General features: G+C 61.4%; 27 protein-coding genes. 17 read left to right on the plus strand and 10 right to left on the minus strand.

Going from position 1 to position 26803, the window contains the following annotated elements; all coding sequences use genetic code 11:
- Positions 1-94 precede the first annotated feature (94 nt).
- From lon to OIU19_RS14080, 3 genes are all read left to right on the plus strand, one after another.
- The gene (gene lon / locus OIU19_RS14070; RefSeq protein ID WP_186555006.1) at positions 95-2491 is read left to right on the plus strand and encodes an endopeptidase La; all 2397 of its coding nucleotides are present in this window, start codon (positions 95-97) and stop codon (positions 2489-2491) included.
- Between the two features lie 154 nt (positions 2492-2645).
- Positions 2646-2918 carry an HU family DNA-binding protein gene (locus OIU19_RS14075; RefSeq protein ID WP_264235495.1) on the plus strand — a complete coding sequence of 91 codons (273 nt, stop codon included), beginning with the start codon at positions 2646-2648 and terminating at the stop codon, positions 2916-2918.
- A gap of 182 nt (positions 2919-3100) precedes the next feature.
- The gene (locus OIU19_RS14080) at positions 3101-4972 is read left to right on the plus strand and encodes a SurA N-terminal domain-containing protein (RefSeq protein ID WP_264235496.1); all 1872 of its coding nucleotides are present in this window, start codon (positions 3101-3103) and stop codon (positions 4970-4972) included.
- Between the two features lie 159 nt (positions 4973-5131).
- On the opposite strand, the gene OIU19_RS14085 is transcribed toward OIU19_RS14080, so the two are convergent.
- Positions 5132-6172: a patatin-like phospholipase family protein gene (locus OIU19_RS14085; protein WP_264235497.1), complete on the minus strand. Its 1041-nt coding sequence runs from the start codon at positions 6170-6172 to the stop codon at positions 5132-5134.
- Positions 6173-6327: 155 nt separating this feature from the next.
- Between OIU19_RS14085 and OIU19_RS14090 the strand changes: the two genes are divergently transcribed.
- From OIU19_RS14090 to OIU19_RS14100, 3 genes are all read left to right on the plus strand, one after another.
- Entirely contained in the window at positions 6328-6606 is a 279-nt protein-coding gene (locus tag OIU19_RS14090; RefSeq protein WP_027593946.1) for a hypothetical protein, read from the plus strand.
- A gap of 14 nt (positions 6607-6620) precedes the next feature.
- Positions 6621-7388 (plus strand): CHAD domain-containing protein, encoded by a 768-nt coding sequence (locus OIU19_RS14095; RefSeq protein WP_264235500.1) that lies wholly within the window; start codon positions 6621-6623, stop codon positions 7386-7388.
- Between the two features lie 84 nt (positions 7389-7472).
- Complete coding sequence (locus tag OIU19_RS14100) at positions 7473-8270, plus strand: acyl-CoA thioesterase II (protein ID WP_264235501.1); 798 nt, start codon at positions 7473-7475, stop codon at positions 8268-8270.
- On the opposite strand, the gene OIU19_RS14105 is transcribed toward OIU19_RS14100, so the two are convergent.
- The 3 genes from OIU19_RS14105 to OIU19_RS14115 all read right to left on the minus strand — a co-directional run bounded on the left by OIU19_RS14105 (position 8267) and on the right by OIU19_RS14115 (position 11214).
- Positions 8267-8635: an Mpo1-like protein gene (locus OIU19_RS14105; RefSeq protein ID WP_186555001.1), complete on the minus strand. Its 369-nt coding sequence runs from the start codon at positions 8633-8635 to the stop codon at positions 8267-8269. The two genes, OIU19_RS14100 and OIU19_RS14105, sit on opposite strands and share 4 nt — an antisense overlap.
- 75 nt (positions 8636-8710) lie before the next feature.
- Positions 8711-10189 carry a methyl-accepting chemotaxis protein gene (locus OIU19_RS14110; RefSeq protein ID WP_264235502.1) on the minus strand — a complete coding sequence of 493 codons (1479 nt, stop codon included), beginning with the start codon at positions 10187-10189 and terminating at the stop codon, positions 8711-8713.
- Positions 10190-10416: 227 nt separating this feature from the next.
- Complete coding sequence (locus tag OIU19_RS14115) at positions 10417-11214, minus strand: TatD family hydrolase (protein ID WP_264235504.1); 798 nt, start codon at positions 11212-11214, stop codon at positions 10417-10419.
- A gap of 159 nt (positions 11215-11373) precedes the next feature.
- Between OIU19_RS14115 and OIU19_RS14120 the strand changes: the two genes are divergently transcribed.
- From OIU19_RS14120 to greB, 4 genes are all read left to right on the plus strand, one after another.
- Positions 11374-12780 carry a transglycosylase SLT domain-containing protein gene (locus OIU19_RS14120; RefSeq protein ID WP_264235505.1) on the plus strand — a complete coding sequence of 469 codons (1407 nt, stop codon included), beginning with the start codon at positions 11374-11376 and terminating at the stop codon, positions 12778-12780.
- A gap of 114 nt (positions 12781-12894) precedes the next feature.
- On the plus strand, positions 12895-13332 hold the full coding sequence (locus OIU19_RS14125) for a DoxX family protein (protein WP_186554997.1): 438 nt from the start codon (positions 12895-12897) through the stop codon (positions 13330-13332).
- Between the two features lie 215 nt (positions 13333-13547).
- A complete protein-coding gene (locus OIU19_RS14130) occupies positions 13548-13856 on the plus strand; it encodes a hypothetical protein (protein ID WP_264235506.1) in 309 nt (102 codons plus the stop codon).
- Positions 13857-13936: 80 nt separating this feature from the next.
- Positions 13937-14425 carry a transcription elongation factor GreB gene (gene greB, locus OIU19_RS14135; RefSeq protein ID WP_264235508.1) on the plus strand — a complete coding sequence of 163 codons (489 nt, stop codon included), beginning with the start codon at positions 13937-13939 and terminating at the stop codon, positions 14423-14425.
- A gap of 60 nt (positions 14426-14485) precedes the next feature.
- Here the strand turns inward: greB and OIU19_RS14140 are convergent, their stop codons facing one another.
- Entirely contained in the window at positions 14486-16993 is a 2508-nt protein-coding gene (locus OIU19_RS14140; RefSeq protein WP_264235509.1) for an ABC transporter permease, read from the minus strand.
- Entirely contained in the window at positions 16993-17676 is a 684-nt protein-coding gene (locus OIU19_RS14145; protein ID WP_264235511.1) for an ABC transporter ATP-binding protein, read from the minus strand. Before OIU19_RS14145 ends, OIU19_RS14140 begins: the two co-directional genes overlap by 1 nt.
- A 10-nt stretch (positions 17677-17686) precedes the next feature.
- Here OIU19_RS14145 and OIU19_RS14150 point away from each other — a divergent pair, with 10 nt between their 5' ends.
- From OIU19_RS14150 to OIU19_RS14160, 3 genes are all read left to right on the plus strand, one after another.
- Complete coding sequence (locus tag OIU19_RS14150; RefSeq protein ID WP_186554992.1) at positions 17687-18292, plus strand: arylesterase; 606 nt, start codon at positions 17687-17689, stop codon at positions 18290-18292.
- Between the two features lie 58 nt (positions 18293-18350).
- Positions 18351-18632 carry a hypothetical protein gene (locus tag OIU19_RS14155; RefSeq protein WP_264235513.1) on the plus strand — a complete coding sequence of 94 codons (282 nt, stop codon included), beginning with the start codon at positions 18351-18353 and terminating at the stop codon, positions 18630-18632.
- 132 nt (positions 18633-18764) lie between these two features.
- Entirely contained in the window at positions 18765-19739 is a 975-nt protein-coding gene (locus tag OIU19_RS14160; protein WP_264235514.1) for a L,D-transpeptidase family protein, read from the plus strand.
- Positions 19740-19871: 132 nt separating this feature from the next.
- Here the strand turns inward: OIU19_RS14160 and oprI are convergent, their stop codons facing one another.
- Positions 19872-20123: an outer membrane lipoprotei OprI gene (gene oprI / locus OIU19_RS14165; protein WP_003259780.1), complete on the minus strand. Its 252-nt coding sequence runs from the start codon at positions 20121-20123 to the stop codon at positions 19872-19874.
- Positions 20124-20627: 504 nt separating this feature from the next.
- Between oprI and OIU19_RS14170 the strand changes: the two genes are divergently transcribed.
- Positions 20628-20909 carry a GNAT family N-acetyltransferase gene (locus OIU19_RS14170; RefSeq protein WP_186554989.1) on the plus strand — a complete coding sequence of 94 codons (282 nt, stop codon included), beginning with the start codon at positions 20628-20630 and terminating at the stop codon, positions 20907-20909.
- 200 nt (positions 20910-21109) lie between these two features.
- Here the strand turns inward: OIU19_RS14170 and OIU19_RS14175 are convergent, their stop codons facing one another.
- Positions 21110-22186 carry a 3-deoxy-7-phosphoheptulonate synthase gene (locus OIU19_RS14175; RefSeq protein WP_186554988.1) on the minus strand — a complete coding sequence of 359 codons (1077 nt, stop codon included), beginning with the start codon at positions 22184-22186 and terminating at the stop codon, positions 21110-21112.
- Positions 22187-22536: 350 nt separating this feature from the next.
- On the opposite strand from OIU19_RS14175, the gene OIU19_RS14180 reads away from it, so the two are divergent.
- The 3 genes from OIU19_RS14180 to cysB all read left to right on the plus strand — a co-directional run bounded on the left by OIU19_RS14180 (position 22537) and on the right by cysB (position 25188).
- Positions 22537-23484 carry a putative 2-dehydropantoate 2-reductase gene (locus tag OIU19_RS14180; protein ID WP_264235515.1) on the plus strand — a complete coding sequence of 316 codons (948 nt, stop codon included), beginning with the start codon at positions 22537-22539 and terminating at the stop codon, positions 23482-23484.
- A gap of 104 nt (positions 23485-23588) precedes the next feature.
- Complete coding sequence (locus OIU19_RS14185; protein WP_186554986.1) at positions 23589-24086, plus strand: universal stress protein; 498 nt, start codon at positions 23589-23591, stop codon at positions 24084-24086.
- A gap of 127 nt (positions 24087-24213) precedes the next feature.
- Entirely contained in the window at positions 24214-25188 is a 975-nt protein-coding gene (gene cysB, locus OIU19_RS14190) for an HTH-type transcriptional regulator CysB (protein WP_186554985.1), read from the plus strand.
- 56 nt (positions 25189-25244) lie between these two features.
- Here cysB and OIU19_RS14195 read toward each other — a convergent pair whose 3' ends face one another.
- Entirely contained in the window at positions 25245-25979 is a 735-nt protein-coding gene (locus OIU19_RS14195) for a phosphoadenylyl-sulfate reductase (RefSeq protein ID WP_264235516.1), read from the minus strand.
- A gap of 261 nt (positions 25980-26240) precedes the next feature.
- A complete protein-coding gene (locus OIU19_RS14200; protein WP_186555573.1) occupies positions 26241-26771 on the minus strand; it encodes a bacterioferritin in 531 nt (176 codons plus the stop codon).
- Positions 26772-26803: the final 32 nt, after the last annotated feature.

Here is a 26803-nt window from a genome sequence, read left to right on the forward strand (position 1 = left end):
TAAGCGCTTGTAATTTCGCAGGGCTGCCCCCACATTAGGTCCAAGCATAATTTCCACCGGTTTCCGGCCATAAGGCCGCTGTAGAGGCGAAATCATGAAGACCACCCTCGACTTGCCTCTTTTGCCATTGCGCGATGTCGTCGTCTATCCGCACATGGTTATCCCGCTGTTCGTGGGGCGCGAAAAATCCATCGAGGCCCTCGAGGCCGCGATGACGGGCGAAAAGCAGATCCTGCTGCTGGCCCAGAAGAATCCAGCCGATGATGATCCAGGTGAAGACGCCCTGTATCGCGTGGGCACCATTGCCACTGTTCTGCAGCTGCTGAAACTGCCCGACGGTACCGTCAAGGTGCTGGTCGAGGGTGAGCAGCGCGGCGCGGTCGAGCGTTTCACTGAAGTCGATGGGCATGTGCGTGCCGAAGTCAGCCTGATCGATGAAATCGACGCACCTGAACGTGAGTCGGAAGTCTTCGTACGCAGCCTGCTGTCGCAGTTCGAGCAATACGTGCAGTTGGGCAAGAAGGTGCCAGCCGAAGTGCTGTCCTCGCTCAACAGCATCGAAGAGCCTGGGCGCCTGGTCGATACCATGGCCGCGCACATGGCGCTGAAGATCGAGCAAAAGCAAGAGATCCTCGAGATCGTCGACCTGCAGACACGTGTCGAACACGTGCTGGCCCTGCTGGACGCGGAAATCGACCTGTTGCAGGTTGAGAAGCGTATCCGTGGTCGGGTCAAGAAGCAGATGGAGCGCAGCCAGCGCGAGTACTACCTGAATGAGCAGATGAAGGCCATTCAGAAAGAGCTCGGCGATGGCGATGAAGGTCACAACGAAGTCGAAGAGCTGAAAAAGCGTATCGACGCCGCTGGCTTGCCTAAAGATGCCCTGGCCAAGGCCCAGGCCGAGCTGAACAAGCTCAAGCAAATGTCGCCGATGTCGGCCGAAGCCACCGTGGTCCGTTCCTACCTGGACTGGCTGGTGCAGGTGCCGTGGAAGGCGCAGAGCAAGGTGCGTCTCGATCTGACCAAGGCCGAGGAAATCCTCGACGCCGACCACTACGGTCTGGAGGAGGTCAAGGAGCGCATCCTTGAGTACCTCGCCGTGCAAAAGCGGGTGAAGAAGATCCGTGGTCCGGTGTTATGCCTGGTCGGTCCTCCGGGTGTCGGCAAGACCTCGCTGGCCGAGTCGATCGCCGCTGCGACCAACCGCAAGTTCGTGCGCATGGCCCTTGGTGGGGTGCGTGACGAGGCTGAGATCCGTGGCCACCGCCGCACCTACATCGGTTCCATGCCCGGTCGTCTGATTCAGAAAATGACCAAGGTGGGTGTACGCAATCCGCTGTTCTTGCTCGATGAAATCGACAAGATGGGCAGCGACATGCGTGGCGACCCGGCATCGGCGCTGCTGGAGGTGCTCGACCCCGAGCAGAACCACAATTTCAACGATCACTACCTGGAGGTCGACTACGACCTGTCGGATGTGATGTTCCTGTGCACCTCCAACTCGATGAACATCCCGCCGGCGCTGCTTGACCGGATGGAAGTGATCCGCCTGCCGGGTTACACCGAGGACGAGAAGATCAACATCGCGGTCAAGTACCTGGTGCCCAAGCAGGTCAAGGCCAACGGTTTGAAGAAGGATGAGCTTGAGGTCGACGTCAGTGCGATCCGCGACATCATTCGTTACTACACCCGTGAAGCTGGCGTGCGTGGCCTGGAGCGACAAATTGCCAAGGTCTGCCGCAAGGTGGTCAAGGAGCACACCGGGCAGAAACTGGTGAAGGTCAAGGTCACTGGCGAGCAGCTTGAGCAACTGCTGGGTGTGCGCAAGTTCCGCTACGGCCTGGCCGAGCAGCAGGACCAGATTGGCCAGGTCACCGGCCTTGCCTGGACCCAGGTGGGCGGCGAATTGCTGACCATCGAAGCGGTGGTCATCCCGGGCAAAGGCCAGTTGATCAAGACCGGTTCGCTGGGCGATGTGATGGTCGAATCGATCACTGCCGCGCAGACCGTGGTGCGTAGCCGTGCCCGCAGCCTGGGGATTGCCGCTGATTTCCACGAGAAGCGTGATGTGCACATCCACATGCCCGAGGGCGCCACGCCCAAGGATGGCCCGAGTGCCGGTATCGGCATGTGCACTGCACTGGTCTCGGCCCTGACCCAGATCCCGGTGCGGGCAGATGTCGCGATGACCGGCGAAATCACCCTGCGCGGGCAGGTTCTGGCCATTGGTGGTTTGAAGGAAAAACTGCTCGCAGCGCACCGTGGTGGGATCAAGACCGTGATCATTCCCGAGGAGAATGTTCGCGATCTGAAGGAGATTCCGGAAAATATCAAACAGGATCTTCAGATCAAACCGGTCAAATGGATTGACGAAGTCCTCCAAATTGCGCTGCAATACGCCCCGGAGCCCTTGCCAGATGTGGCTCCTGAGATTGTCGCGAAAGATGACAAGCGCGACAGCGATGCCAAGGAAAGAATCAGCACGCACTAATCCGTTTCTCGCTGGGGGGCTTTCCTTGACAGTTTTTTCGGGCCCTTGTTATAAAGCGGCACGCCAGTGTCAACAGGCCACCCAGCGCTAGTTTCATACGCTTTTCATTACATACTTAGAAACAAACTCAAATAGAGATATAAGGGGACTTAGAGTGAACAAGTCGGAACTGATTGACGCTATCGCCACATCTGCTGATATTTCGAAAGCCACCGCCGGCAAGGCGCTGGACGCCGTAATCGAATCCGTCACCGGCGCCCTGAAGCAAGGTGATGACGTGGTACTGGTAGGCTTCGGTACTTTCTCCGTCAAGGATCGCGCTGAGCGCACCGGCCGCAACCCGCAAACCGGTAAGGCGATCAAGATCGCAGCTGCCAAGGTTCCAGGTTTCAAAGCTGGTAAAGGCTTGAAAGACGCCGTCAACTAAGTCGTCTCTTTCAGCCGGTCCGGGCGCCGCCAGGGCCGACCGCGTGACGGCGGGACGCAAACGTTCCCGCCCGACACGCTCGCTTCGAGAAGGCGCATCTTCGGATGCGCCTTTCTTCTATCAGGACTCTACCCACGCTCCGCGGTTGACGACGCAGTGGTACAACCGTTTCTGGGGGACGCATGCTGCAGAATATCCGGGACAATTCACAAGGTTGGATTGCCAAGTCCATCATCGGCCTTATCGTCGTGTTGATGGCGTTGACTGGCTTCGAGGCCATTTTCCAGGCCGCCAGCCATAGCCAGGACGCCGCCAAGGTGAACGGCCAGACCATCAGCCAGAACGAGCTGAGCCAGGCCGTCGACATGCAGCGCCGCCAGCTGATACAACAGCTGGGCAAGGATTTCGATCCTGCTCTGCTGGATGAGAAAATGTTGCGCGAAGCCGCGCTCAAAGGGCTGATCGATCGCAAACTGCTGTTGCAGGGTGCCGAAGACGCCAAGTTCGCATTCTCCGAGGCTGCACTGGATCAAGTGATCCTGCAAACGCCGGAGTTCCAGGTTGACGGCAAGTTCGACGCCAACCGCTTCGACCAGGTCATCCGCCAGATGGGCTACGGTCGCATGCAGTTCCGTGAAATGCTCGCCGAAGAAATGCTCATCGGCCAGCTGCGCACCGGGCTAGCCGGTAGCAGCTTCGTCACCGACAAGCAGGTCGATGCGTTTGCCCGCCTGGAAAAGCAGACCCGTGATTTCGCTTCGCTGACCTTCAAGGCCAACCCGGCATCGGTCAACGTCAGCGACGACGAGGTCAAGGCCCATTACGAGCAGCACGCCAAAGAGTTCATGACGCCTGATCAGGTAGTCATCGACTATATCGAGCTGAAGAAGTCGGCGTTCTTCGACCAGGTCAAGGTCAACGAAGACGAGCTCAAGGCGCTGTACGAGAAAGAAATCGCCAACCTGTCCGAGCAACGCCATGCCGCGCACATCCTCATCGATGTCAACGACAAGGTCAGCGAAGCCCAGGCCAAGGCGCGTATCGAAGAGATCCAGCAACGTCTGGCCAAGGGTGAAGACTTCGCCAAACTGGCCAAGGAGTTCTCCCAGGATCCAGGTTCCGCGACCACCGGTGGTGACCTTGGCTTCGCAGGGCCTGGCGTCTACGACCCAGCCTTCGAAGATGCGCTGTACAAGCTGAGCAAGGACCAGGTCTCCGAGCCAGTGCGCACAGAGTACGGCTATCACCTGATCAAGCTGCTGGGCGTCGAGGCACCTGAAGTGCCGAGCTTTGCCAGCCTGAAAGACAAGCTGACGCGTGAGCTCAAGACCCAGCAGGTCGAACAGCGCTTCGTCGAAGTGACCAAGGAACTCGAAGATGCTGCCTTTGAAGCTTCCGACCTGGCCCAACCGGCCCAGGACCTGGGCTTGAAAGTGCAGACCTCGGCGCCGTTCGGTCGTGAAGGTGGCGAAGGCATCACCGCCAACCGTGCGGTAGTCCAGGCAGCCTTCAGCGAAGAAGTGATCGATGAAGGTTCCAACAGCAACGCCATCGAGCTCGATCCGGAAACCGTGATCGTGCTGCGCGCCAAGGAACACCGCAAGCCAGAACAACTGCCGCTGGAAGCGGTAGCCAAGAACATCCGCGAGCACCTGGCCAAAGAGAAGGCGACCGCCGAACTCAAAGCCAAGGCTGACAAGCTGATTGCAGGTTTGCGTGATGGCTCGATCGCTGCCGGCACCGCCCACGAAGGTCAGAGCTGGAAGGTCCAGGAAGCGGTCACCCGTGGCCAGGACGGCATCGACCCGCTCGAGCTGCAGGCGGTATTCCGCCTGGCCAAGCCAGCCGCCAAGGACAAGCCGGAATACGGCAGTGTGGTCCTGGCCGATGGCAGCCTGGTGGTAGTGCAGCTCAAAGGCGTCAACGAAGGCGCTGCGGCCACTGACGAGGAGAAGCAGCAGATCCGTCGCTACCTCGCCTCGCGTGCAGGCCAGCAGGACTTTGCCGCCTACCGCAAGCAGCTGGAAGCCAATGCCGATATCACGCGCTACTGAGTGATCATTGGATAACCAGACAGGCCGCTTTTGCGGCCTGTCTGCTTTGCGCGATCTGAACTACCATGCCGACCTCATCGCGCGGCTAGCCCAGAGGCATCGCCTGGCTAGTCGAGCGACCTCGTGGGAGCGGGCTTGCCCCGCGATGCTCAGCTTGCATCAACGCCGTGTCCCTTCGTAGTTATCCAGCGTATCGCGTGCAATCTCCCGCCCCAGCGCAATCAACTCCGGCGCCTTGTAGAACTCGAAGAACTGGCACACCCGCTTGGGTACGTTGATCAGTACATCCGGCGGATAGCCGGCGATCTTGTATTGGGCCAGCGAGGTCTGCATCACTTCAAAACTTTGGTTGATCAGGTCCAGCAACGAGGCAGGTCCCACGTTGTCGATGATGAACGAGCCGGTCGCCGACTTTGGCGCGCCGCTGCTTTCCGGCGCCGCCGCCGGTTGCTGGCCTTCAGGTTCGGCCGAGTCACTGAGCCAGGGGTTGGGCGGCGCCATGCCCTCGGCAGCGATCTCCTGTTCGATGCGGATCATCTGCTCGGCCGGCTTGCGTCGAAACGGCAGGCGCGAGCCTACCGAGTTGATCAAGGAATCAAAGCGTTTCTTGAACGCTGCTGGGCGCTCGATCACGGGCAGTTGATACTGCTTCTGGTTGGTGGCGTTGAGGTTGACCGCGATGATCAGGTCGCAGTGGCTGGACACCACCGGCACGATTGGCAGCGGGTTGAGGATGCCGCCGTCCACCAGCATACGATTGCCTTGCACCACGGGCGTGAACAGGCTGGGGATCGCCGCCGAAGCGCGCATGGCCTGATGCAGGCAACCTTCCTGGAACCAGATCTCCTGTTGGTTGGTAAGGTCGGTGGCTACCGCGGTATAGGGGATGCGCAGCTGCTCGATGTTGATCTCGCCCACGATCTTGCGGATCTGGCCAAACACCTTATCGCCCCGAATGGCGCCAAGGCGAAAGCTCACATCGACCAAGCGCAACACATCCAAGTAGTCCAGACTTTCGATCCAGTGCCGGTATTCGTCGAGCTTGCCAGCGGCGTAGATGCCACCGACCACGGCACCCATGGAGCAGCCGGCGATGCAGGCGATGTCATAGCCGCGTCGCTCGATTTCTTCGATCACACCAATGTGGGCATAGCCCCGTGCACCACCTGATCCCAGCACCAACGCGACACGTTTGCTCATAGAATTCCCCCGCAGCTGTGCAACCATGGTCCAACAATGCACCCATTGCACCCTGTGCTTCAATGGACGCCGTGCTGAGCTACGCTGAACAGGGCACTTTTCCCTAGCCTGAGCGTCGAACGGCCACTGACTTTTTCACCTTTGGAGTATTACCGATGAAAGCCTGGATCTGCCTTCCACTGATCGCCCTGGCCCTGGCTGGCTGCGCGGGCAAGACGGCCTACCGTGACAGCTGCGCGACCCAGTTGGATGCCGCCTGGAAGGAGCTTGACCTGGCCAAGGCCGAAGGCTTTGCCGGCACTGTCAGCTACTCCAAGGCGTTATCGCTGCTGACCGGTGCCAAGACCCAGCAGCAGTTCGAAGGGTTCGAGGGTTGCACCAAGAAAGCCGAGAAGGCGCGGTTCTACATTCGTGAGTCGCGCGCGGGTCGTTGATCAAGGAGCCTTGAATGTCTGCCATGCTCGATCATGTCGTCGCGCAACTATTGACCTTGCAAGTACGCCTGCTGGCCTGCCGCGAGCGCTTGGCAGGCGATGTCGACAGCGAGGCGCTGCATGACCTGCGCACCACCACCCGGCGCTTGCGCAGCCTGCTCAGGCCGTTACGCGGCCTGCCAGGGGTCGAACAGCTGGAAGATGCCGCTGGGGCCCTGGGCGACCTGACTACGCCATTGCGCGACCGTGAGGTGCTGGCCGATCAGTTGCTCGAGCGCGGTTACCAGCAGGCCGGTCAAGCGCGTTTGCAGGGCAGGGCGCGCACCTTCGCCAGCGTGGCCGGCAGCGCTCAGCTCACGCGCATGCTGGCGATTGTCGATGCCTTCCCGCTGTTTCTGCGTGCGGCCGATCGTGAAGGGCTCGCCGATCGGCTCAAGCGGCGCATCGACAAACGCCTGACCAAGCAATGGCGCAAGCTGGAAAAGGGGTTGAAGGATCCGGCCCATGATCGCCATCGGCTGCGGCTGCTGATCAAACGGGTGCGCTATGGCGACGAAGCCTACCCGCAGCTCGATCACGCTGGGCGCAAGCTGCAGCGGTTGCTCAAGCGCGCCCAGGGCGACCTGGGCGACTGGCATGACCGCGTTCAGTGGCTGTCGCAGGTGCCGAGGCATGCCGACCTTGCGTCGTGCCAGGTGGCCTGGGAACAAGAGCTGCAGGAGGCTGAGCAGCAGTCTGATGTCACCCTGCAGAAGCTGCAGGATGCCTTGGCGCGACGATAGCCCGCTGAAATGACCGATATGCGGGCTGCTGTGTGCAGGTTCGCTGGCTAACATCGGAGTTTTCCTGCAAAAGCCGAGGGCATCATGAATTTCACTCAATTGCTGGCTGCGGTGCGCGAGCACCCCGAATCGGTGTGCGTGCCCGCCAGCTGGGCTCAGGGGCGGGCGGCGTTTGGCGGTCTGATGGCCGCGCTGGTGTACCAAGCCATGCGCTTGAAGCTGACAGACGAGCGCCTGGTTCGCTCCCTGGCGATCACCTTCGTTGGGCCTGCTGCGCCTGATGTGCCGATCAGTTTCGAGGTCGAGGTGCTGCGTGAAGGCAAAGCCGTCAGCACCCTGCTTGGCCGTGCGGTGCAAGACGGCCAGGTGGTGACGCTGGTGCAGGGGAGTTTCGGTGCGGGACGAGCCTCAGAGGTCGAGGTGACGGCGCTGCCCGCGGTAGAGATGAAAGCGCTCGAGCAGAGTGCCCCCGAGCTGCCTTATATCAAGGGCATCACACCGGAGTTCATGCGCCACGTGGCGCTGCGCTGGGCTATCGGCGGGTTGCCTTTTACCGGCAACGCTTCGCGGCAAATGGGCGGTTGGGTGCGCCTGCGCGATGTCGAGCAGGGGCCGGTCAACGAATCGCACCTGCTGGCCCTGGTGGATGCCTGGCCGCCTAGCTTGATGCCGTTTCTCAAGCGGCCCGCTGCGGGCAGCACGTTGACCTGGACCATCGAGTTCGTCCAGCCGACACCGACCCTGTCGACCCTGGACTGGTGCCGCTATTGCGTCGAGACCGAGCACGCCAAAGACGGTTACGGCCACGCCTCGGCCGCGCTGTGGAGCGCCGAGGGTGAGTTACTGGCGCTAAGCCGGCAAACGGTCACGGTGTTCGCTTAACGCCGGTGCTTGTGCCGTTCGCGCCAGGCCCGCCACCAGGCGCCACTCAAAAGGAAGCGGGGAAAGGTGATGAATTGCTCGGTGAGCAGGCGCTGCACGGCGTCCTTGCGATTGGCGAAAGGCTCTGGCTGCTCGGCTTCCAGGCGATGCCCTTGGCGTTGTAGCCCAAGCCCGGCAATCAGGGCGATGATGCCCACAGCGATCTGCCCCAGATCCAGGCCGAACAGCCCGGACAGCACCAGCAAGGCGCCGAGGATGAACAGCGGCACGGCAATCAGGTGCAGTACCAGGTTGGCCGGGTGACGGTGATTGTGGTGATAGCCGCGCCATTGCCAGGCGGGCAGGTTGGGCAGGCGTTTGCTCATGGACAATTCCTCAGGGTCATGTCCAAAGCTTAGTGCGGCCCCCGCCAGGGGGCCAATCGAGGCTGGCTATGATGACTATAGCTTGAGCTGGCCGATGGCCTTGCTCAGTTCCCCGGCGAGGGTCGCCAGTTCGCTGCTGGTGGTCGCCGAGCCGACCGTCTGCTGCACGGTCTGTTCGGTCACGTCGCGAATGCTCACCACAGCCCGATTCATCTCTTCGGCGACTTGGCTCTGTTGCTCGGCGGCTACCGCTATCTGGGTATTGCTCTCACGCATCTGGGCTACGGCGCTGGTGATTTCCGCCAGCGACTCACCCGCCTCCTGGGCCTGCTTGACGCAGTCGTCGGCCTTGTACGAGCTCTCCTGCATAAACTCCACCGCATCGCGTGTGCCCGATTGCAGCGCAGCGACCATGCCGGTGATTTCATCGGTGGAGGTTTGCACGCGCTTGGCCAGGTTGCGCACCTCGTCGGCGACCACTGCGAAGCCGCGACCGAGGTCGCCCGCCCGCGCGGCTTCAATCGCAGCATTGAGCGCCAGCAGATTGGTCTGCTCGGCAATACTGTGGATCACCCCAACCACGCCATTGATCTTCTGGCTGTCTTCGGCCAACTGGCGGATCATTTCGGCGGTCTGTTGCACGCCGCTGGACAGGCCAGAAATCGAATCCTGCACCCGGCTGACCACAACCTGGCCGCTGCCTGCCAGACTATCGGCGGTTTGCGAGAGGTCACGAGTGGCGCCGGCGTGCTGGGCGATATGATGCACGGTGGCCGACATCTCGTTGATCGCTGTCGCCGCCTGATCGGTCTCGCTCTGTTGGCCGATCATGCCGTGGCGCACCTCGTTCATGCTCGCCGCCAGGCGCGCCGCGCCGGAGTCGAGCTGCGCGGCGGTGCGGGCGACGGTGCTGACGACCCGGTGATAGGTCGACTGCATGGCATTGAAGGCGCCAGCCATCTGCCCGACCTCGTCGCCACAGGCCAGTGGCACCCGCGCCGACAGGTCGCCAGTCTTCTCCACATGCAGCATCACATCCTTGAGAGTGTTGAGCTGGCTGAGCAGGAAGCGGATCAACAATTGCGAGGCACAGAGCATCGCCAGCATCAGGATGGCTACGCACACCGCATAGTTGCCGAAACGGTCGAAGAACACCTGGCGCAGGCTCGGCGACTGGGCCAGAACAGCCAACTGCTGATCGCCCTGGCGCACAACCTGGGCGCCGCGCAGTGGATTGTCGCCAAGGATCCACGCGCTGGGTAACTCGACCCAGCCTTGGGCGTCCTTGGGTAGCATCAGGGGTTCGCCAGCAATGCTCGGTGTTTGCCCCGGCTGCCAGCTGATCACGTTGCTTTGCTTGGGCAGTTGCTGTGCGCTGGGCCAGGCTGCCAGCAGCTGCGCCTGGGCTTGCGCTTGTGCGCGTGCGCCCTCGGCGCGGGCCTGTTGCTCCAGGTGCACGGCATACAGCACCAGCAACAGGGTGGTGACGAAGGCCACCGCATTGACGGCCCAGAACTTGTACTTCAGGGAAATATTGCTAAGCCAGGCACCCATCGTAGGTCTTCTCTGAGTTGAGCGGAAACAGTATTGGCAAGGTGCCATCATTGTGTCCGAGCGGCTCAGTGTGGGTCTTGATGTGCGTCAAGAAAGCGCAGGGGGAATCTGTCATTTGCGCGGTGCTCTTTTCGCGGGCAAGCCCGCTCCCACAGGTTCCGCGCAGGATTGGAAATCTGCGCTTAGCCTGTGGGAGCGGGCTTGCCCGCGAAAACAACGACTCGATTTCAAGGCAAATCGAAGAACTGCCGGGCGCATTCGCTGGTATGTCGAGCCGTATGCTCTGGCGCTTCGCCCCGATGCAAGGCCACCTCGTGTAGCACCTGGGGCAAGAACGCCGGTTCATTGCGGCCATTTTTTGGTTTGGGCCGCAAGCTGCGTGGCAACAGGTAGGGCGCATCACTTTCCAGCATCAGTCGCCCTTCGCGAATATTGCCCACCAGCGGATGCAGATGAGTACCGCGGCGCTCATCGCAGATCCAGCCGGTGATGCCGATGTGCAGGTCCATGTCCAGATAGGCAAACAGCGCCTCACGCTCACCGGTGAAACAATGCACCACGGCGGCCGGCAGGTGATCGCGATAGTCCTTGAGAATGGCCAGCAGGCGCTCGCTGGCGTCACGCTCATGCAGGAATACCGGCAGCTGCAGTTCCGCGGCCAGGCTCAGTTGCGCCTCCAGGGCTTTTTCCTGCAGCGGGCGAGGGGAGAAGTCGCGGTTGAAGTCCAGGCCGCATTCGCCCACGGCCTTGACCCGAGGTTGTTCGAGCAACTGGCGCAAGCGACGTTCACTGGCGTCATCCCAGCGCTTGGCGTCGTGCGGGTGGACACCTGCGGTCGAGAACAGCCGCTGCCCTTGCTCATCGAGTTGCTGGCACAGTTCCAGGGCCTGTTCGCTGACCGCCAGGCTGGTGCCGGTTACCACCATTTGCACCACGCCCGCTTGCACGGCCCGCTCGACGATCTCCGCCTGTTGGTCATTGAAGCTGCTGTTGGTCAGGTTGACGCCGATATCGATCAGTTGCATGGTGCTACCTCGTGCCGCGGGGCGGCCAGCATAGCAAAAACCGGGAATTTCAGGAAAAAGCCAAGAACTTCAAGCTGTTGCCATGGTCTTCTAGCGTCATTTGTCACGGACGCACTGGCCTTGATGGTTTCCGCCCACAGCCCTCGGACACGTTTTCGCATGCAGCGAACCTTGCTGACCCTACTGCTGATGATTGGCTTGCTCCTGCCTGGGGCGGCCAGCGCCCGCTTGCCAGGGCCGCAGCAGACTGCCAACAGCAATCAGCCTCGTGATCTGGCCCAGGTGCGCGCAACCAAGGTGCTGCGGGTGCTGGTCAATCAGAGCCGCAATAGCTCTGGCGAGGTCAAGGGCGAGCCGGTTGGTATCGAATATCACCGGCTCAGGGCGCTGGAGCACTACCTTAATGGCCGCGAAAGGGAAGGGCAGCTGATCCAGGTCAAACTGATTCCGCGGGCCAAGGAGCAGTTACTCGGCGCCTTGGCCCGGGGTGAGGGTGATCTCGCCGCTCCCGGCGAACTACTTGATCCGGGCGTGGTGCGCGGTGTCAGTACCAGCGCCCCGGTGCTCGATCAGGTGCCGTTGCTGCTGGTCGGGCGCAAGGGCGAACGCAGTTTCAGTCGGGTCGAGCAACTGTCCGGGCGGACCATCGCGCTGACCACGGCCAGTGCCGCCGGAGCGCTGATCCAGGACATCAACGAGCAGTTGGCCCTGCGCAAGCGCGCGCCGATCAAGATCGAGTGGGTCGATCCGAGCTTGGCCATCGAAGACGTGTTGGAGATGGTCCAGGCCGGCATCTATCACCTGACAGTGGTGGAGCGGCCCATTGCCCAGCGCTGGGCGCGCGTGATGCCGCGTCTGCGTGTAGACACTCGCTTGAAGCTCGGCGAACCCCAGGCCATGCGTTGGTATGTCGGTCGCGATGCGCATCAGTTGCTGGCCACGGTCGACCGCTTCCTCGCGGGCTACCGCGCCCCAGACAACCAGGACGCCGCGTTCGAGCGCATTTATCGGCGTCAGTACCGGGTGCACAACCCATTGGCGCGCAAAGACCGCCAGCAATTGCAGACGCTGCGGGCGGTGCTGCAAAAGCATGGGCAGGCGCAACAGATCGACTGGCTCAACCTGGCTGCGCTGGCGTTCAAGGAGTCCACCCTCAATCCCGCCGCGCGAGGGATGGGCGGCGCTCATGGATTGATGCAGATCACGCCCTCGGCAGCGCAACGGGTCGGGGTCAGTAACACCACCACGGTCGATGGCAATGTCCAGGCCAGCGCCCGCTACCTGGCGTTGATCCGGCGCAAGTTCTTCGCCAGCCCCAAGCTTAACGAGCGCGAGCGCATGGCGTTCATTCTGGCGGCTTACAACCTGGGCCCGGAGCGGGTGCAGGCGATGCGTGCCGAAGCGCGTCGGCGCGGACTCAATGGCAACCAGTGGTTCTTCCAGACCGAACGCATCGCCATGGAGCAGGTGGGCATGGGGCCGGTCAATTTCGTCAACAGCGTCAACAAGTACTTCCTGGCCTTCAATCGTGAGCGGGCTGCGCTAGAGCGCGTGGCAAAGCGTTAATGAATCGAATTATTCGATATTAATTACGCATATTATGCGATTTTACTATTGGTTAATTTGATTAAGATGGCGCCCATCCCAACCCAACATTGCTTGCCCTAAGGAAGATTTGAAATGAACTCCAACACCCTCAACTCGCTGTTCGTCACCCGTGCTGGCGCTGGCTTGAGCGTTATCCGCATCCTGGTCGGTCTGATCTTCATGGCCCACGGCGCACAGAAATTGTTCGGCCTGTTCGGTGGCTACGGCCTGGAAGGCACCGGGCAGTGGATGGAAAGCATCGGCCTGGCCCCGGGTTACCTGATGGCCCTGTTGTCGGGTAGCGCCGAGTTCTTCGGTGGTCTGGCACTGCTGATTGGCCTGCTGGTGCGCCCAGCTGCCCTGGCACTGACGGTGACTTTGGTGGTGGCGATCTTCTCGGTGCACATCGGCAATGGGCTGTTCATGTCAAACAACGGCTACGAGTTCGCCCTCGCGCTGATGGCAGGCACCGTGGCAGTGCTGATCGAAGGTGCCGGTCGCTTCTCCCTGGACCGCCTGATCGCCCGCTGACACAACGCTGTAAAGCCCATCCCTCAAGCTGCGAGTAAAGTCTACTTGCAGCTTGTCGTTTCACTCTCTAGGATACCGCTTGCGCCGATTTAAACAGCTACTTGCGGGGCGCAGGAAAGGCCCCCAGCCGGGTCATCCGAAATACCGCTAAAGCGCTGGTTCGGTGACGCCTCCCACCGCTGCCCAGCGGGATTTGCGAGGCGGAGAAATACTCCATGAGTTGTCCACGTACCAGTGTCTGCCTGTCCCCCCTGCCTGCCAGCCAGGCCTCTCGCACACCGCGCATCCTGCTCGGTGGCCAGCATCAGCCTACCTTGTTGCGTCACCTCGATGGTTTCTCGCGACGCAAGGGCCAAGCCCGCGCTTTCCTCATCCAGTTCGCTGAAACCTGCGGCTTGCTCGAACAGTACGGCAGCGATCGCTTTGACCTCGCGGTGATCCAGTCGCCGGCCGCCGAAGACGCCGCCGAGGTTATCGGCCATCTCACCCGCATCGCCCGACAAGGCCTGATTACCCGTCGTTGAGTAGCATGTCAGCGCCGGGCGTTTTTGGTTAAGCTCGGCCTCACTACGTCGGCACGCACAGGCGTTGAGGAGAATGCCGTTTGAGCACCAACATCATCACCACCGAAGGTCATCAGGCGCTCAAGCAAGAGCTCGACCATCTGTGGCGGGTCTACCGGCCGGAAATTACCCAGAAGGTTGCCTGGGCAGCGTCGCTGGGCGATCGCAGTGAAAACGCCGATTACCAGTACAACAAGAAGCTCTTGCGCGAGATTGATCGTCGCGTACGTTACCTGCGCAAGCGTCTTGAAGATGTCAAAGTGGTTGCCTATTCCCCCGAACAGGAAGGCAAAGTGTTCTTTGGCGCTTGGGTGGAAATCGAAAACGATGACGGCGAGACCCTGAAGTTTCGCATCGTCGGTTATGACGAGATCTATGGGCGCAACGACTACATTTCGATCGATTCGCCCATGGCCCGCGCGTTGCTCAAGAAGGAGGAGGGCGACGAGGTGGTGGTCAAGACGCCGACGGGGGATGCTACCTGGTATGTCAACAGCATCCGTTATCCGGCTGTGCAGGCGGATGCCTGAATAACTGAAGTTTCGAAGACTGGGGCCGCAAAGCAGCCCCAGTTCACAGTTGCGTTGAGCTCAAGTGTCGCGCAAAACCGCCAGAGGGCTGGCATTGAGCGCGCGCCGGGTGCCAATCACACCAGCACCCGCCACCAGCAATGCCCCCGCCAGCGGCAATGCCAGTAGCCATGGATGCGGACTCCACGGCAGGTCGAACGCGTAGCGATACAGCGCCCAGCTGATCAGCTCGCAACCCAGTGCCGCCAGGACGCCGCTGGCCGCCCCCAGCAAGCCGAACTCGATGCGCCGGGTCCTGACCAGCAAGGGCCTGGGCGCACCCAGCGCGCGCAGCAAGGCGCCTTGGTGAATGCGCTCATCCAGCGTTGCCTGTAGCCCGGCGAACAGCACTGCCAGGCCCGCCGCCAACACGAACAACAGCACATACTCCACCGCCAAGGTCACCTGGGCCAGGATGCTGCGCAACTGCTCGAGCAGCGCGTCGACCTGAAGAATGGTCGCGGCCGGGAACGCGCGGGACAGGGCGACCACTTCCTGGTCGTGACCCGCTGCCAGGTAGAAGCTGGTCAGGTAGGTGGTGGGCAGGCCCAGCAGCGTGCCGGGTTGGAAAATCATGTAGAAGTTGGGCTGGAAACTGTCCCAGTGCACAGAGCGCAAGCTGCTGACCCGTGCCTGGCGCTGCTGACCACCGATATCGAAATTGAGCAAGTCGCCCAGCTTCAGGTGCAGGCTGGCAGCAAGCTCCGCTTCTACCGACACACCAGGGATGCCATCGCTTGCTGGAGTGGGTTGCCACCAATCGCCTGAGGTCAAGGCATTGCCCTCGGGCAGCTCGGCGGCCCAGGTCAGGCTGAGGTCGCGTTGCACGGCGCGTTCACCGGTGGACTCCTTGCTCACCAGCTGGCGTACCGGCTCGTCGTTGATGTGCGTCAGCCGACCCGGGATCACCGGATACAACGGCGCCGAAGTGGCGTTAACCTCGCGCAAGCGCTGGATAAAGGCATCGCGTTCATCCGGTAGGATGTTCAGGGCGAAATGGTTGGGAGCATCTTTGGGTAGTTGCGCTTGCCAGGTATCCAGCAGCTCGGCGCGCAGCAATGCGACCAGGCCCATGGCCAGTAGGATCAGGCCAAACGCCAGCGCTTGGCCGGCCGCCGCCAGCGGATGGCGCAGCAATTGGCCCAAGCCCAGCCGCCAAGTCAGGGGAGCGCCCGCCAGTAACCGGCGCAGGCTGCGTAAACCGAGCAGGAGCAAGCCACCCAGTAGCAGCGCAGCGATCAGCCCGCCGCCGAGCAGGGCAAAGGTCAGCAACAGATCCAGGCTCAGGCGCCACATGATCAGGCCCAGGGCGAATAGGGCAGCGCCATACACCAGCCAGCTGCTGGGCGGTACCGGCAGCAGATCGCGGCGCAACACCCGCAGCGGCGGCACACGGCCCAGTGCCGCCAACGGCGGCAGGGCAAAACCTGCAAGGGCGACCAGACCCGTGCCGATGCCAGCCAGCGCCGGGGTGATGCCACCGGGTGGAATGACGCTGGGCATCAGCCCGTGCAGCAGGCGAAACAGGCCCAGCTGTGCCAGCCAGCCGACCAGAGCCCCGGCCATTGCTGCCACCAGGCCCAGTGCAGCCAGTTGCACGCAGTACAGGCCCAGGGCCTGGCGGCGAGACAAGCCCAGACAGCGCAGCAGGGCGCTGGCGTCCAGGCGACGGGCCGCGTAGCGGCTGGCCGAGAGCGCCACGGCAACGCCTGCCAACAGCACCGCCACCAGGCTGGCCATGTTCAAGTAGCGCTCAGCCTTGCCCAGGGCGCCGCCGATTTGCCGGTTGCCATCGCGGGTATCGAGCAGGCGCTGGTTGGCGGCCAGATCCTTGTCGATGGCCTGGCGATACTGGCTCAACGTTTGCGCCTCGCCTCGCCATAGTTCGCGATAGCTGACCCGGCTGCCTGGCTGGATCACGCCGGTGCTTTGCAGGTCGTCGAGGTTCATCAGCACCCGCGGGGTGAGGCTGTAGAAATTGTTGGCGCGGTCTGGTTCGTAGGTCAGTACGCGGGTCATGCGCAAGCTCTTCATGCCGACATCGATGCTATCGCCTATCGACAAACCCAGCGCCGCCAGCAGACGTGGCTCGACCCAGACCTCGCCGGCTGCTGGGCCGCCCCCGGGCGCTTCCTGCGCATAGGGCGCTGCGGCGCTGCGTAGTTTTCCCCGCAGCGGGTAGGCAGTGTCGGCGGCCTTGATGCTGGAGAGCTGGATGCCGCTATCGCCCCCGACCACGCTGGTAAATTCCACCACCCGTGCATGGCGCAAACCCAGCGCCGTGCCGGCGTCGATCTGCTCCTGGCGAGCTGGCGAGCTGCCCTGCAGGACCAGATCTGCGCCGAGAAACTCGCTGGCGCGCAGCTGCATGGCGCCATTCAGGCGTGCGCCGAAATAGCCGATGGCGGTGCTGGCCGCCACGGCCACCAGCAGGGCGAAGAACAGCACGCGTACTTCACTGGCACGGGCGTCGCGCCAGAGCTGGCGCAGGGCCAGGGCGCACAGGCGCAGAAACGGCAATCGAGTCATCACGGCTCCAGGGGCGCCACCAGGCGTCCAGCGTCCAGGCGGATCAGGCGCCGGCAGCGCTTGGCCAGGCGTTCGTCATGGGTGACCAGAACCAAGGTGGTGCCGCGCTCCTTGTTCAGTTCGAACAACAGGTCGCTGATGCGCTCGCCGGTGTGGCTGTCCAGGTTGCCGGTAGGTTCGTCAGCGAACAGCACCGCTGGCTGCGCGGCGAACGCGCGGGCAATCGCCACTCGTTGCTGCTCACCGCCTGAAAGCTGGCGCGGGGTATGAGTCAGGCGTTTGCCCAGGCCAACCCGTTCGAGCAGGCTGCGCGCATGCTCGCGGGCATCGTGGCGGCCATCGAGCTCCAGCGGCAGCATGACGTTTTCCAGTGCATTGAGGCTGTCGAGCAATTGGAACGACTGGAACACGAAGCCGACATGCTCGGCGCGCACCCGCGCCCGTTGATCTTCATCCAGCGGCCCCAGGTCGTGACCGGCAAGGATCACCGTGCCGGCGCTCGGGCGGTCCAGGCCTGCGAGCAAGCCCAGCAGGGTCGATTTGCCCGATCCCGAAGCGCCGACGATGGCCAGGCTGTCGCCCTGGTTCAGATCGAGGGAGAGTGCGTGGAGGATGGTCAGGTCGCCTTCCGCACTGGGAACCACTTTGCTAAGGTGCTGCGCAACGAGAATGCTTGGGCCCATGGAGAATCCGATGCGAGTGTGGTGGTTGAGTGCCGGTCTGGCCCTGTATTGCCTGGCCCAGAGCGCGGCGGCGGGAACACTGCTGGTCGTCGGCGATAGTATCAGCGCCGGTTTTGGCCTGGATACCCGCCAGGGGTGGGTTTCCCTGTTGCAGCAACGGCTGCAGCAGGAAGGCTCCAGCGATCAGGTGGTCAATGCCTCGATCAGTGGTGACACCAGTGCAGGTGGCCAGGCGCGGCTGCCGGCGCTGCTTGCAGAGCATAAGCCGAGCCTGGTGATCATCGAGCTGGGCGGCAACGATGGGCTGCGTGGACAGCCGCCAGAGCAATTGCAACAAAATCTTGCTTCGATGATAGACCGCTCCCAGGCGGCAGGGGCCAAAGTGGTCCTGTTGGGCATGCGCCTGCCGCCCAATTACGGGGTGCGCTATACCACTGCCTTTGCCCAGGTCTATGAGCAGTTGGCGACACAGAAAAAAGTGCCCTGGGTGCCGTTTTTCCTCGAAGGGGTTGGCGGCGTGCCGCAGATGATGCAGGCCGATGGCATTCACCCAGCCCAGGGCGCCCAGCAGCAACTGCTGGAAAATGCCTGGCCGGTGATAAAACCCTTGCTGTGACGCTTTTAACGGGGGCTGCTTTCAGATAATGTTGCGCCCCCCGTTTCGAGACCCCCCAATGCCGCGCCCTGCCTGGTCCCTGTATGCCTATCAACTGATCGAGCCCGATGAGCAACTCGACCTGTTCGCGTGTCAGGAAGTCCGCGTCCACCTGGTAGCCCGCCAACTTGAGCTGGGCGCGCCGGTCGACCGCACCCTATGTGGCGGTCTGTTGCCAGCACAGCCACGGTGGTCGATGGTGCCGCGCACGATCAATCGCGACAGCCGCCTGTGCACGTTGTGCAAAGCGATCCTCGATGCCCAGCGCCGTGGCACTCGACCGATATGGCCGCAACTCTAGAGGGCAACTGCCGGCCGGAACTAAGACTGCCTTTCATCATCTGAAACGCATGCAACTGCCCGATGCCTCCCGCTTGTGCCGGGGCGGGTGTACAATCGATCCTCTTGACCCACCTTTCGAAGGATTTACCGGATGTTGCCGCGCTTTCCCGCCGTCACCCGTAGCCTGTCCCTGGCCGCCCTGCTGGTAGCGGGCCCTGCCTGCGCGCTGGAGCTGCCACTGCCGCCACCCGGTGAGGACGTCGTCGGCCAGGTCCAGACGATCAAGGCCAAGTACGAAGACACCTTCGCTGACATCGGCACCGCCAATGATCTGGGCTATCTGGAGATGATCGCGGCCAACCCGGGCGTCGATCCATGGTTGCCCGGCGCCGGAACCGAAATCATCCTGCCGACGCGCTATGTGCTGCCTCCGGGGCCACGCGAAGGCATTGTCATCAACCTGGCTGAATACCGCCTGTACTACTTCCCTAAAGGGCAGAACGTAGTGCATACCTTCCCGCTGGGCATCGGCCGTGAAGGCTGGGGCTCGCCGATCGCCAATACCAAGATCACCGCCAAGACGCCGAATCCGACCTGGACGCCGCCTGCTTCGATCCGCGCCGAGCATGCCGCCGATGGCGACATCTTGCCGACCGTAGTGCCCGCTGGCCCGGACAACCCGCTGGGGCCTTTCAAGTTCACCCTGGGGGTGCCTGGGTACCTGATCCACGGTTCCAACAAGAAGTTCGGTATTGGCATGCGCACCAGCCATGGTTGCTTCCGCATGCTCAACAATAACGTCCTGGAACTTTCCAAGATGGTCCCGGTAGGTACGCCGGTGCGCATCATCAACGAGCCGTACAAGTTCGGTATCAGTGCCGGCAAGGTCTATCTCGAGGCGCACACACCGCTTGATGATCATGGCGATCCGTCGGTGGTCGACAAGCACACTGCAGTTATCAATGCCTTGCTCAAGCGTGAAGACCTGGCCAATAACCTGCGAATGAACTGGGACATGGTGCGCGACGTGGTTGCCGCTGAAGATGGCATGCCGGTGGAAATTGCCGTTCCCGTCAGCGGTGGTGCGGCACCGATGGTCTCGAGCATCCCGCCTGAACTTCAGTAAGTCGTAAGTCGCTGTGCCGCGATCAGGCCTGCCTTAGTGCAGGCCTTTTTCGTTTTTGCCGCAGGCTTTTTCATCGGCAATAAAAAAGCCGACCCACAAGTGGGTCGGCTTCATAACAATCCGTGAGGATTATTACTTGCGGCTGGCTTTGTCCAGCATACGCAGAGCGCGCTCGTTGGCTTCGTCAGCGGTTTGCTGAGCCTTCTGAGCGGCAGCCAGAGCGTCGTCAGCCTTACGGTAGGCTTCATCGGCACGGGCTTGGGCGCGAGCTGCTGCGTCTTCGGTAGCAGTCAGGCGAGCTTCGGTTTCTTTGGAGACGCTGCTGCAACCGGTAGCCAGAACTGCGGCCAGAGCCAGAGCAGAGAATTTCAGAACGTTGTTCATCGTGTTCCCCTTCAAGGACTTTCTATTAAAGAGCCATCTCTCGGAAAAGAGAAACTGGCCGGCGTACATAGTACCCATTACTTGTAGTAAGTAAACTGACTGAGCGCAAGAACTGCAAAAAAAATGTGGACTGCTGGGGCGCTGACACCTTTGTAGCGCTTTTGTGAACAACCTGCTCAGGATTCGCAAGCGATTGTACTAGCGGAACTTTTTGTTGAACTAAAGGTGACTTGTACTGTCCTTGTGCGTCTTAGCAGTACAACATCCGCGTGCTGTTGCGAGTCCACCTTCAGGTCCGTTCAACTCGGTGTAACGGCTAATTTTTGCCGTCTGCCACCTTGAGCAATCCCGCTGGCGGCGCCTACTATTTGTGGGTGCCCAGGATACAGAACGACCCAGTCACCTTGCTGTCCAAGGGGGCATGAGGGGGCGTAGAAGATTCCGCGCCGGATACATCATCGGGTAAGGTAAAAGGTCTGCCGAGAAGACCTGCGAGGAGTAGTGATGAGCGAAGCGCTGACCATCCACCATGACCAGGCCGGTCATCAGTTCGAGACCAACGTGGACGGTCATCGTGCCTACCTGACGTACATGGACCTGGGCAAGCAGACGCTGGATATCTATCGCACCTTCGTGCCCAACGCCCTACGCGGCCGCGGCATTGCCGCAGCACTGACCGAACAGGCCCTGCAGTATGCTGACCAGATGGGCTACACGGTCATCCCGTCGTGCTCGTACGTCGAGCGCTACATGGAGCGCCAGCAGCGCCATTCCAGCAAAGCCTGACGTTCGGGGCTGATCGAAACACAGAAAAATTCCGGGCATTGCCCGTAATGCTGTTCACTTAAGATTTTGGGGCCGCCTTGCGGCCCTTCGCGGGCAAGCCCGCTCCCACAGGTATCGCGCCGCCCTCAAGTTAAGCGCTGTCCCTGTGGGAGCGGGCTTGCCCGCGAAGGGCTGCAATGCAGCCCCAAAACAGACGACACTCAGCCGCGTTGGCGTTTGGGCAGAACGTCCTTGAGCTTGTCGCGCATGCTGCGCACGGACTTTTCGGTGGCGGCCCAGTCGATACAGGCGTCGGTGACCGATACGCCGTACTGCAGGTCGGCAAGATCCTTGGGAATCGACTGGCAGCCCCAGTTAAGGTGGCTCTCGACCATCAGGCCGATGATCGACTGGTTACCTTCGAGGATCTGGTTGGCGACGTTGTCCATCACCAGCGGTTGCAGGGCCGGATCCTTGTTGGAGTTGGCGTGGCTGCAATCGACCATGATGTTGGCCTTGATCTTGGCCTTGGCCAGGTCTTGCTCGCACAGGGCCACGCTGACCGAATCATAGTTGGGCTTGCCGTTGCCGCCGCGCAGTACTACGTGGCCATAGGCATTGCCCTTGGTGGTGACGATGGACACGCCACCTTCCTGGTTGATCCCCAGGAAACGGTGTGGCTTGGATACCGACTGCAAGGCGTTGATCGCCACGGTCAGGCCGCCATCGGTGCCGTTCTTGAAACCGACCGCCGAGGACAGGCCTGAGGCCATCTCTCGGTGGGTCTGCGATTCGGTGGTGCGAGCGCCGATCGCCGACCAGCTGATCAGGTCCTGCAGATACTGCGGGGAGATCGGGTCAAGTGCTTCGGTGGCGGTTGGCAGGCCCATTTCGGCCAGGTCCAGCAGCAGTTGGCGACCGATATGCAGACCGTCCTGGATCTTGAACGAGTCATCCAGGTACGGGTCGTTGATCAGGCCTTTCCAACCGACGGTGGTACGTGGTTTTTCGAAGTACACGCGCATTACCAGGTACAGGGTGTCGGCGACTTCCGCGGCCAGTACCTTGAGGCGCTCGGCGTATTCGTGAGCGGCCTTGATGTCATGGATCGAGCAGGGGCCGATCACGACGAACAGTCGATGGTCCTTGCCGTCGAGGATGTTGCGCACCACTTCGCGGCCGGCAGTCACGGTCTGCAGGGCCTGGGCGCTGAGAGGAATTTCCTTCTTGAGCTGATCGGGGGTGATCAAGGTCTCGTTGGAGGCAACGTTTAGGTCATCGATCGGTAAATCAGCCATCGTGTTACTCGTCAGGTCACGGGTGCCGGCCGCCAGCAATCCCCGTGCGGCCTAGCAGCAGATTGTTCGCAACGGGGAGGCCGAACCTTAGCGCGTTACAGGGGGGCGCGACAATGGGCTGGGCCCCGTCGGCGTGGGGTTTTTGGCCTATAGAGGGTTTTTTGTTTCTGCGCGCTGGAAGCTACCTGCCGGCAGTGCCTGTGTGCTTGGTTGTGCCGGCCTCATTGCGGGGCCAGATCTGACACTAGAAAATGCTGCTCTGACTTCAATCGCGGCATTACAGTTGGGCTACATCGGCCTGGCTTGTAAGCATCTGGCGAACCAGCAACTGGATCGAAAAGGAGTACAGCATGGAGTCTCGCAGTACGCGTATCGGGATCATCGGCAGTGGTGCCATCGGTGGGTTCTACGGGCTGATGCTGGCCCGCGCAGGCTTTGAGGTGCACTTTCTGTTGCGCAGCGAGTATGAGGCGGTGCGCGAGCAGGGGCTGAGCTTGCAAAGCGCGGTGCATGGTCAAGTGCATATGCAGGTCAACGCCTATGCCTCGGCCGCCGACGTGCCGCCGTGCGACTGGTTGCTGGTGGGCGCCAAGGCCACCAGTAATGCCGAGCTTGCGCCGCTGATCGTCCAGGCTGCCGCGCCTGAGGCCAGGGTGGTGCTTTTGCAAAATGGCCTGGGCGTTGAAGATCAGTTACGCCCTGCGTTGCGTCCAGACATGCACTTGCTCGGCGGCTTGTGCTTTATATGTGTCAACCGTGAGGCCCCCGGAGTGATTCGTCACCAGGCGCTGGGCGCGGTCAACCTTGGCTATCACAGCGGCCCGGCCGCAGGTGCAGCGCTGGCCATCGTCGAGGAGGGCGCCGCGCTGTTCCATGCCGCGGGGATCGACTCGCAGGCCATGGAAAACCTCGACCAGGCCCGCTGGCAGAAGCTGGTGTGGAATGTGCCCTACAACGGCCTGTCGGTACTCTTGCAAGCCAGTACCACGCCGTTGATGGCCGACGCCGACAGCAGGCTGCTGATCCAGCAACTGATGGCCGAAGTGGTGCAGGGCGCCCAGGCCTGCGGCCAGCTGCTGGCGCAGGGCTATGCCGAGCACTTGTTGCGCATCACTGAGCAGATGCCTGACTACTGGCCCAGCATGTATCACGACCACGCCCAGCAGCGTCCGCTCGAGCTTCAGGCGATCTATGCCGAGCCCCTGGCGCGGGCACGCGCCGCAGGCTGCCAACTGCCGCGCATGGAAATGCTCTACCAATCGCTGGCCTTCATCGATCGACGCAATCGCCAGGCCTGACTGAGCCTCAAGGCCGCTGGGCAGCACGCCGGACGGCGCAGCGCCCGGCTACGGCGCTGCTAAGCTGAAACTTGCTCTGCCGTAGCGGCAGTCGAGGAGGTCGAATGATTCGTTCCATGCTGTATGCCACCGACCTCGGTGTATACGCGCCTGTTGTCATGCAGCACGCCCTGGCCTTGGCGCGCACCTTCAATGCAGAGCTTTATGTAATCCACGCGGTCGAGCCGATGGGCCAGTTCGCCGAATCGTTGCTGCAGAGTTATCTGGACGAACAGACCCTGGACCAGTTGCACAGCCAGGGGGTGAACACGGTGATGGCCAATATCGAGCAGAGGGTCCTGGAAAATTTTCGCGATGAGCTGGGCGAGGAAGCGGATCTGGCAGTGATCCGTGCCGTGCGCGTGCGCCAGGGCGATCCTGCACAGGTGATCCTCGATCAGGCGCAACGGCTGAGTGTCGATCTGTTGATCTTCGGCAGCCATACCCAAGGTGCTGGGGTAGATGTGCCGATTGGTAGGACGGCAGTGCGGCTCTTGCAGCTGTCACCGGTGCCGGTCTACATGGTGCCGTTGGCGCAGCATTTGGGGCGTAGGAAAGCATGAAGATGGCGGTAGGTCATTTCCCCTTGGCGTAACAAAATAGTTCTAGATTTATTTCCAGAACCACTAATATAGTTATATATCGTCGCTGCCAGCTGCCGGTGACCTACCGCTGAACCGAGGGAAACCTATGAAGCTCCAACAACTGCGCTACATCTGGGAAGTGGCGCACCACGACCTCAACGTCTCCGCGACAGCGCAGAGCCTCTATACTTCCCAGCCGGGGATCAGCAAGCAGATTCGCTTGCTCGAGGATGAGTTGGGCGTCGAAGTTTTCGCCCGCAGCGGCAAGCACCTGACCCGCGTTACCCCGGCCGGCGAGCGCATCATCAATACCGCTGGCGAAATCCTGCGCAAGGTTGAAAGCATCAAGCAGATCGCCCAGGAATTCTCCAACGAGAAGAAGGGTACCCTGTCGATCGCCACCACCCACACCCAGGCGCGCTATGCCTTGCCGCCGGTAATCAGCAGCTTCATCAAGCAGTACCCGGAAGTGTCCCTGCACATGCATCAGGGCTCGCCCATGCAAATCGCCGAAATGGCGGCTGACGGCACTGTCGACTTTGCCATCGCCACTGAAGCCCTGGAGCTGTTCGGCGATCTGATCATGATGCCGTGCTACCGCTGGAATCGCTGCGTGGTGGTACCCCAGGGCCACCCGCTGGCCAAGCTGCCGAAGCTGACCCTCGAAGCGCTCGCCGAATACCCGATCGTCACCTACGTGTTCGGCTTCACTGGCCGTTCCAAGTTGGACGAGGCGTTCAACCATCGCGGTCTTACGCCAAAAGTAGTGTTCACCGCCGCTGATGCTGACGTGATCAAGACCTACGTGCGTCTGGGCCTGGGCGTGGGCATCGTGGCCGGTATGGCGGTGGATGCCAAGCTTGATAGCGATCTGGTTGCCCTGGATGCCAGCGAACTGTTCGAAGCCAGCGTGACCAAGATCGGCTTCCGCCGTGGCACCTTCCTGCGTGGTTTCATGTGCGACTTCATCGAGAAATTTGCTCCGCACCTGACCCGTGAAGTCATGGCCAAGGCTATCCAGTGCCATAACAAGCAAGAGCTTGAAGAGCTTTTCCACGGCGTCGAGTTGCCGTTCCACTGATCGACAGGCGAAAAAAAACCGGCTGATTGGCCGGTTTTTTTATGCCTGCTACAAGGTTAGGCCTTGGAGATCAGGTTGCCGGCATGCAGCCCGCATTCCTTCTGCGTGGACTCTTCCCACCACCAGCGGCCTTCGCGTTCATGCTGGTTAGGCAGCACTGGGCGGGTGCAAGGCTCGCAGCCGATACTGATGAAGCCGCGTTCATGCAGGCTGTTGTAGGGCAGCTCAAGCATGCGGATATAGCCCCACACTTCAGCGCTGGTCATCTGCGCCAAGGGGTTGAACTTGTACAGCGTGCGCTCAGCGGTGGAGAACGCCGAGTCGATTTCCAGCGCGGCAACCTGGCTGCGGGTGCCGGGGCTCTGATCGCGCCGTTGGCCTGTGGCCCAGGCGCTGACGGTGGACAGCTTGCGCCGCAGCGGCTCGATCTTGCGGATGCCGCAGCATTCGCCATGGCCATCCTTGTAGAAACTGAACAGGCCCTTTTCCTTGACGAATGGATCCAGCTTGGCCCGGTCCGGGCTGAGGATCTCGATCGGCAAGTTGTACTGCTCGCGGACCTGATCGATAAAACGATAGGTCTCCGGGTGCAGGCGGCCGGTATCGAGGCTGAAGACATTGACCTGTTTATTCAGTTTCCAGGCCATATCCACCAGCACCACATCCTCGGCGCCACTGAATGAGATCCACAGGTCGTCGCCAAAGTGTTCGAAGGCGAGCTTGAGAATGTCCTGCGGGGACTTGTTGGCGTAGGTCGCGGCCAGGGCGGCGACGTCGAAGGCTTGGCTCATCAGGCGGTTTCCATCGAGTGTATGGCGCTGTGCGCTCGTAATAGGCAGATGGTAACAAAAAATGGCGGGGTAGACGTTCTGCCATGGCGTAATCGGTTCGAGAACGGTGTTGTCCTTTTCGCGGGCAAGCCCGCTCCCACAGGGATAGCGCTGATCTGAAAATATGCGCGGTTCCTGTGGGAGCGGGCTTGCCCCGCGATAGCGATAGTGAATTCACCGACGCTATCGCGGGGCAAGCCCGCTCCCCCGTAAGGGTTTGAATCAAAGGCCTTGGAGCAGATCCGCCATGTCATCGGCGTGCTCTTCTTCCTGCGCCAGGATGTCCTCGAAGATCCGCCGAGTCGTTGGGTCACTCTCACCAATGAACTGAATGATCTCGCGATAGCTATCGATCGCGATGCGTTCAGCCACCAGGTCTTCCAGCACCATTTCCTTGAGCGAGTTACCCGCCACGTACTGTGCATGGGAGTTCTTGCTCAGGTTATCCGGATTGAAGTCCGGCTCGCCGCCCAGCTGGACGATCCGCTCGGCCAGCTTGTCGGCATGCTCCGACTCTTGGTTGGCGTGCTCGAGAAACTCCGCGGCAGCAACACTGGCCTTGATGCCACTGGCCATGAAGTAATGGCGCTTGTAGCGCAGGACACATACCAGCTCGGTTGCCAGCGACTCGTTGAGCACACGCAGGATCTTCTCGCGATCAGCGCTGTAGCCCTCGGTCACCGCCCCTTGCTCGACATGCTGGCGGGCACGCTCGCGCAGGGTTTTCACATCGGTCAGTTCAACGTTGCTCATGGTTATCTCCGAAGATTCAGGGTGGTCAGGGT

Source organism: Pseudomonas sp. BT-42-2 (assembly GCF_025847435.2).
Lineage (GTDB): Bacteria > Pseudomonadota > Gammaproteobacteria > Pseudomonadales > Pseudomonadaceae > Aquipseudomonas > Aquipseudomonas urmiensis.

What these genes read in the sequence shown, in the direction of transcription:
- lon (WP_186555006.1), top strand. Translation starts at nt 95, where the DNA reads ATGAAGACCACCCTCGACTTGCCTCTTTTGCCATTGCGCGATGTCGTC.
- OIU19_RS14080 (WP_264235496.1), top strand. Translation starts at nt 3,101, where the DNA reads ATGCTGCAGAATATCCGGGACAATTCACAAGGTTGGATTGCCAAGTCC.
- OIU19_RS14085 (WP_264235497.1), bottom strand. Translation starts at nt 6,172, where the DNA reads ATGAGCAAACGTGTCGCGTTGGTGCTGGGATCAGGTGGTGCACGGGGC.
- OIU19_RS14090 (WP_027593946.1), top strand. Translation starts at nt 6,328, where the DNA reads ATGAAAGCCTGGATCTGCCTTCCACTGATCGCCCTGGCCCTGGCTGGC.
- OIU19_RS14095 (WP_264235500.1), top strand. Translation starts at nt 6,621, where the DNA reads ATGTCTGCCATGCTCGATCATGTCGTCGCGCAACTATTGACCTTGCAA.
- OIU19_RS14100 (WP_264235501.1), top strand. Translation starts at nt 7,473, where the DNA reads ATGAATTTCACTCAATTGCTGGCTGCGGTGCGCGAGCACCCCGAATCG.
- OIU19_RS14105 (WP_186555001.1), bottom strand. Translation starts at nt 8,635, where the DNA reads ATGAGCAAACGCCTGCCCAACCTGCCCGCCTGGCAATGGCGCGGCTAT.
- OIU19_RS14110 (WP_264235502.1), bottom strand. Translation starts at nt 10,189, where the DNA reads ATGGGTGCCTGGCTTAGCAATATTTCCCTGAAGTACAAGTTCTGGGCC.
- OIU19_RS14115 (WP_264235504.1), bottom strand. Translation starts at nt 11,214, where the DNA reads ATGCAACTGATCGATATCGGCGTCAACCTGACCAACAGCAGCTTCAAT.
- OIU19_RS14120 (WP_264235505.1), top strand. Translation starts at nt 11,374, where the DNA reads ATGCAGCGAACCTTGCTGACCCTACTGCTGATGATTGGCTTGCTCCTG.
- OIU19_RS14125 (WP_186554997.1), top strand. Translation starts at nt 12,895, where the DNA reads ATGAACTCCAACACCCTCAACTCGCTGTTCGTCACCCGTGCTGGCGCT.
- OIU19_RS14130 (WP_264235506.1), top strand. Translation starts at nt 13,548, where the DNA reads ATGAGTTGTCCACGTACCAGTGTCTGCCTGTCCCCCCTGCCTGCCAGC.
- OIU19_RS14140 (WP_264235509.1), bottom strand. Translation starts at nt 16,993, where the DNA reads ATGACTCGATTGCCGTTTCTGCGCCTGTGCGCCCTGGCCCTGCGCCAG.
- OIU19_RS14145 (WP_264235511.1), bottom strand. Translation starts at nt 17,676, where the DNA reads ATGGGCCCAAGCATTCTCGTTGCGCAGCACCTTAGCAAAGTGGTTCCC.
- OIU19_RS14150 (WP_186554992.1), top strand. Translation starts at nt 17,687, where the DNA reads ATGCGAGTGTGGTGGTTGAGTGCCGGTCTGGCCCTGTATTGCCTGGCC.
- OIU19_RS14155 (WP_264235513.1), top strand. Translation starts at nt 18,351, where the DNA reads ATGCCGCGCCCTGCCTGGTCCCTGTATGCCTATCAACTGATCGAGCCC.
- OIU19_RS14160 (WP_264235514.1), top strand. Translation starts at nt 18,765, where the DNA reads ATGTTGCCGCGCTTTCCCGCCGTCACCCGTAGCCTGTCCCTGGCCGCC.
- oprI (WP_003259780.1), bottom strand. Translation starts at nt 20,123, where the DNA reads ATGAACAACGTTCTGAAATTCTCTGCTCTGGCTCTGGCCGCAGTTCTG.
- OIU19_RS14170 (WP_186554989.1), top strand. Translation starts at nt 20,628, where the DNA reads ATGAGCGAAGCGCTGACCATCCACCATGACCAGGCCGGTCATCAGTTC.
- OIU19_RS14175 (WP_186554988.1), bottom strand. Translation starts at nt 22,186, where the DNA reads ATGGCTGATTTACCGATCGATGACCTAAACGTTGCCTCCAACGAGACC.
- OIU19_RS14180 (WP_264235515.1), top strand. Translation starts at nt 22,537, where the DNA reads ATGGAGTCTCGCAGTACGCGTATCGGGATCATCGGCAGTGGTGCCATC.
- OIU19_RS14185 (WP_186554986.1), top strand. Translation starts at nt 23,589, where the DNA reads ATGATTCGTTCCATGCTGTATGCCACCGACCTCGGTGTATACGCGCCT.
- cysB (WP_186554985.1), top strand. Translation starts at nt 24,214, where the DNA reads ATGAAGCTCCAACAACTGCGCTACATCTGGGAAGTGGCGCACCACGAC.
- OIU19_RS14195 (WP_264235516.1), bottom strand. Translation starts at nt 25,979, where the DNA reads ATGAGCCAAGCCTTCGACGTCGCCGCCCTGGCCGCGACCTACGCCAAC.
- OIU19_RS14200 (WP_186555573.1), bottom strand. Translation starts at nt 26,771, where the DNA reads ATGAGCAACGTTGAACTGACCGATGTGAAAACCCTGCGCGAGCGTGCC.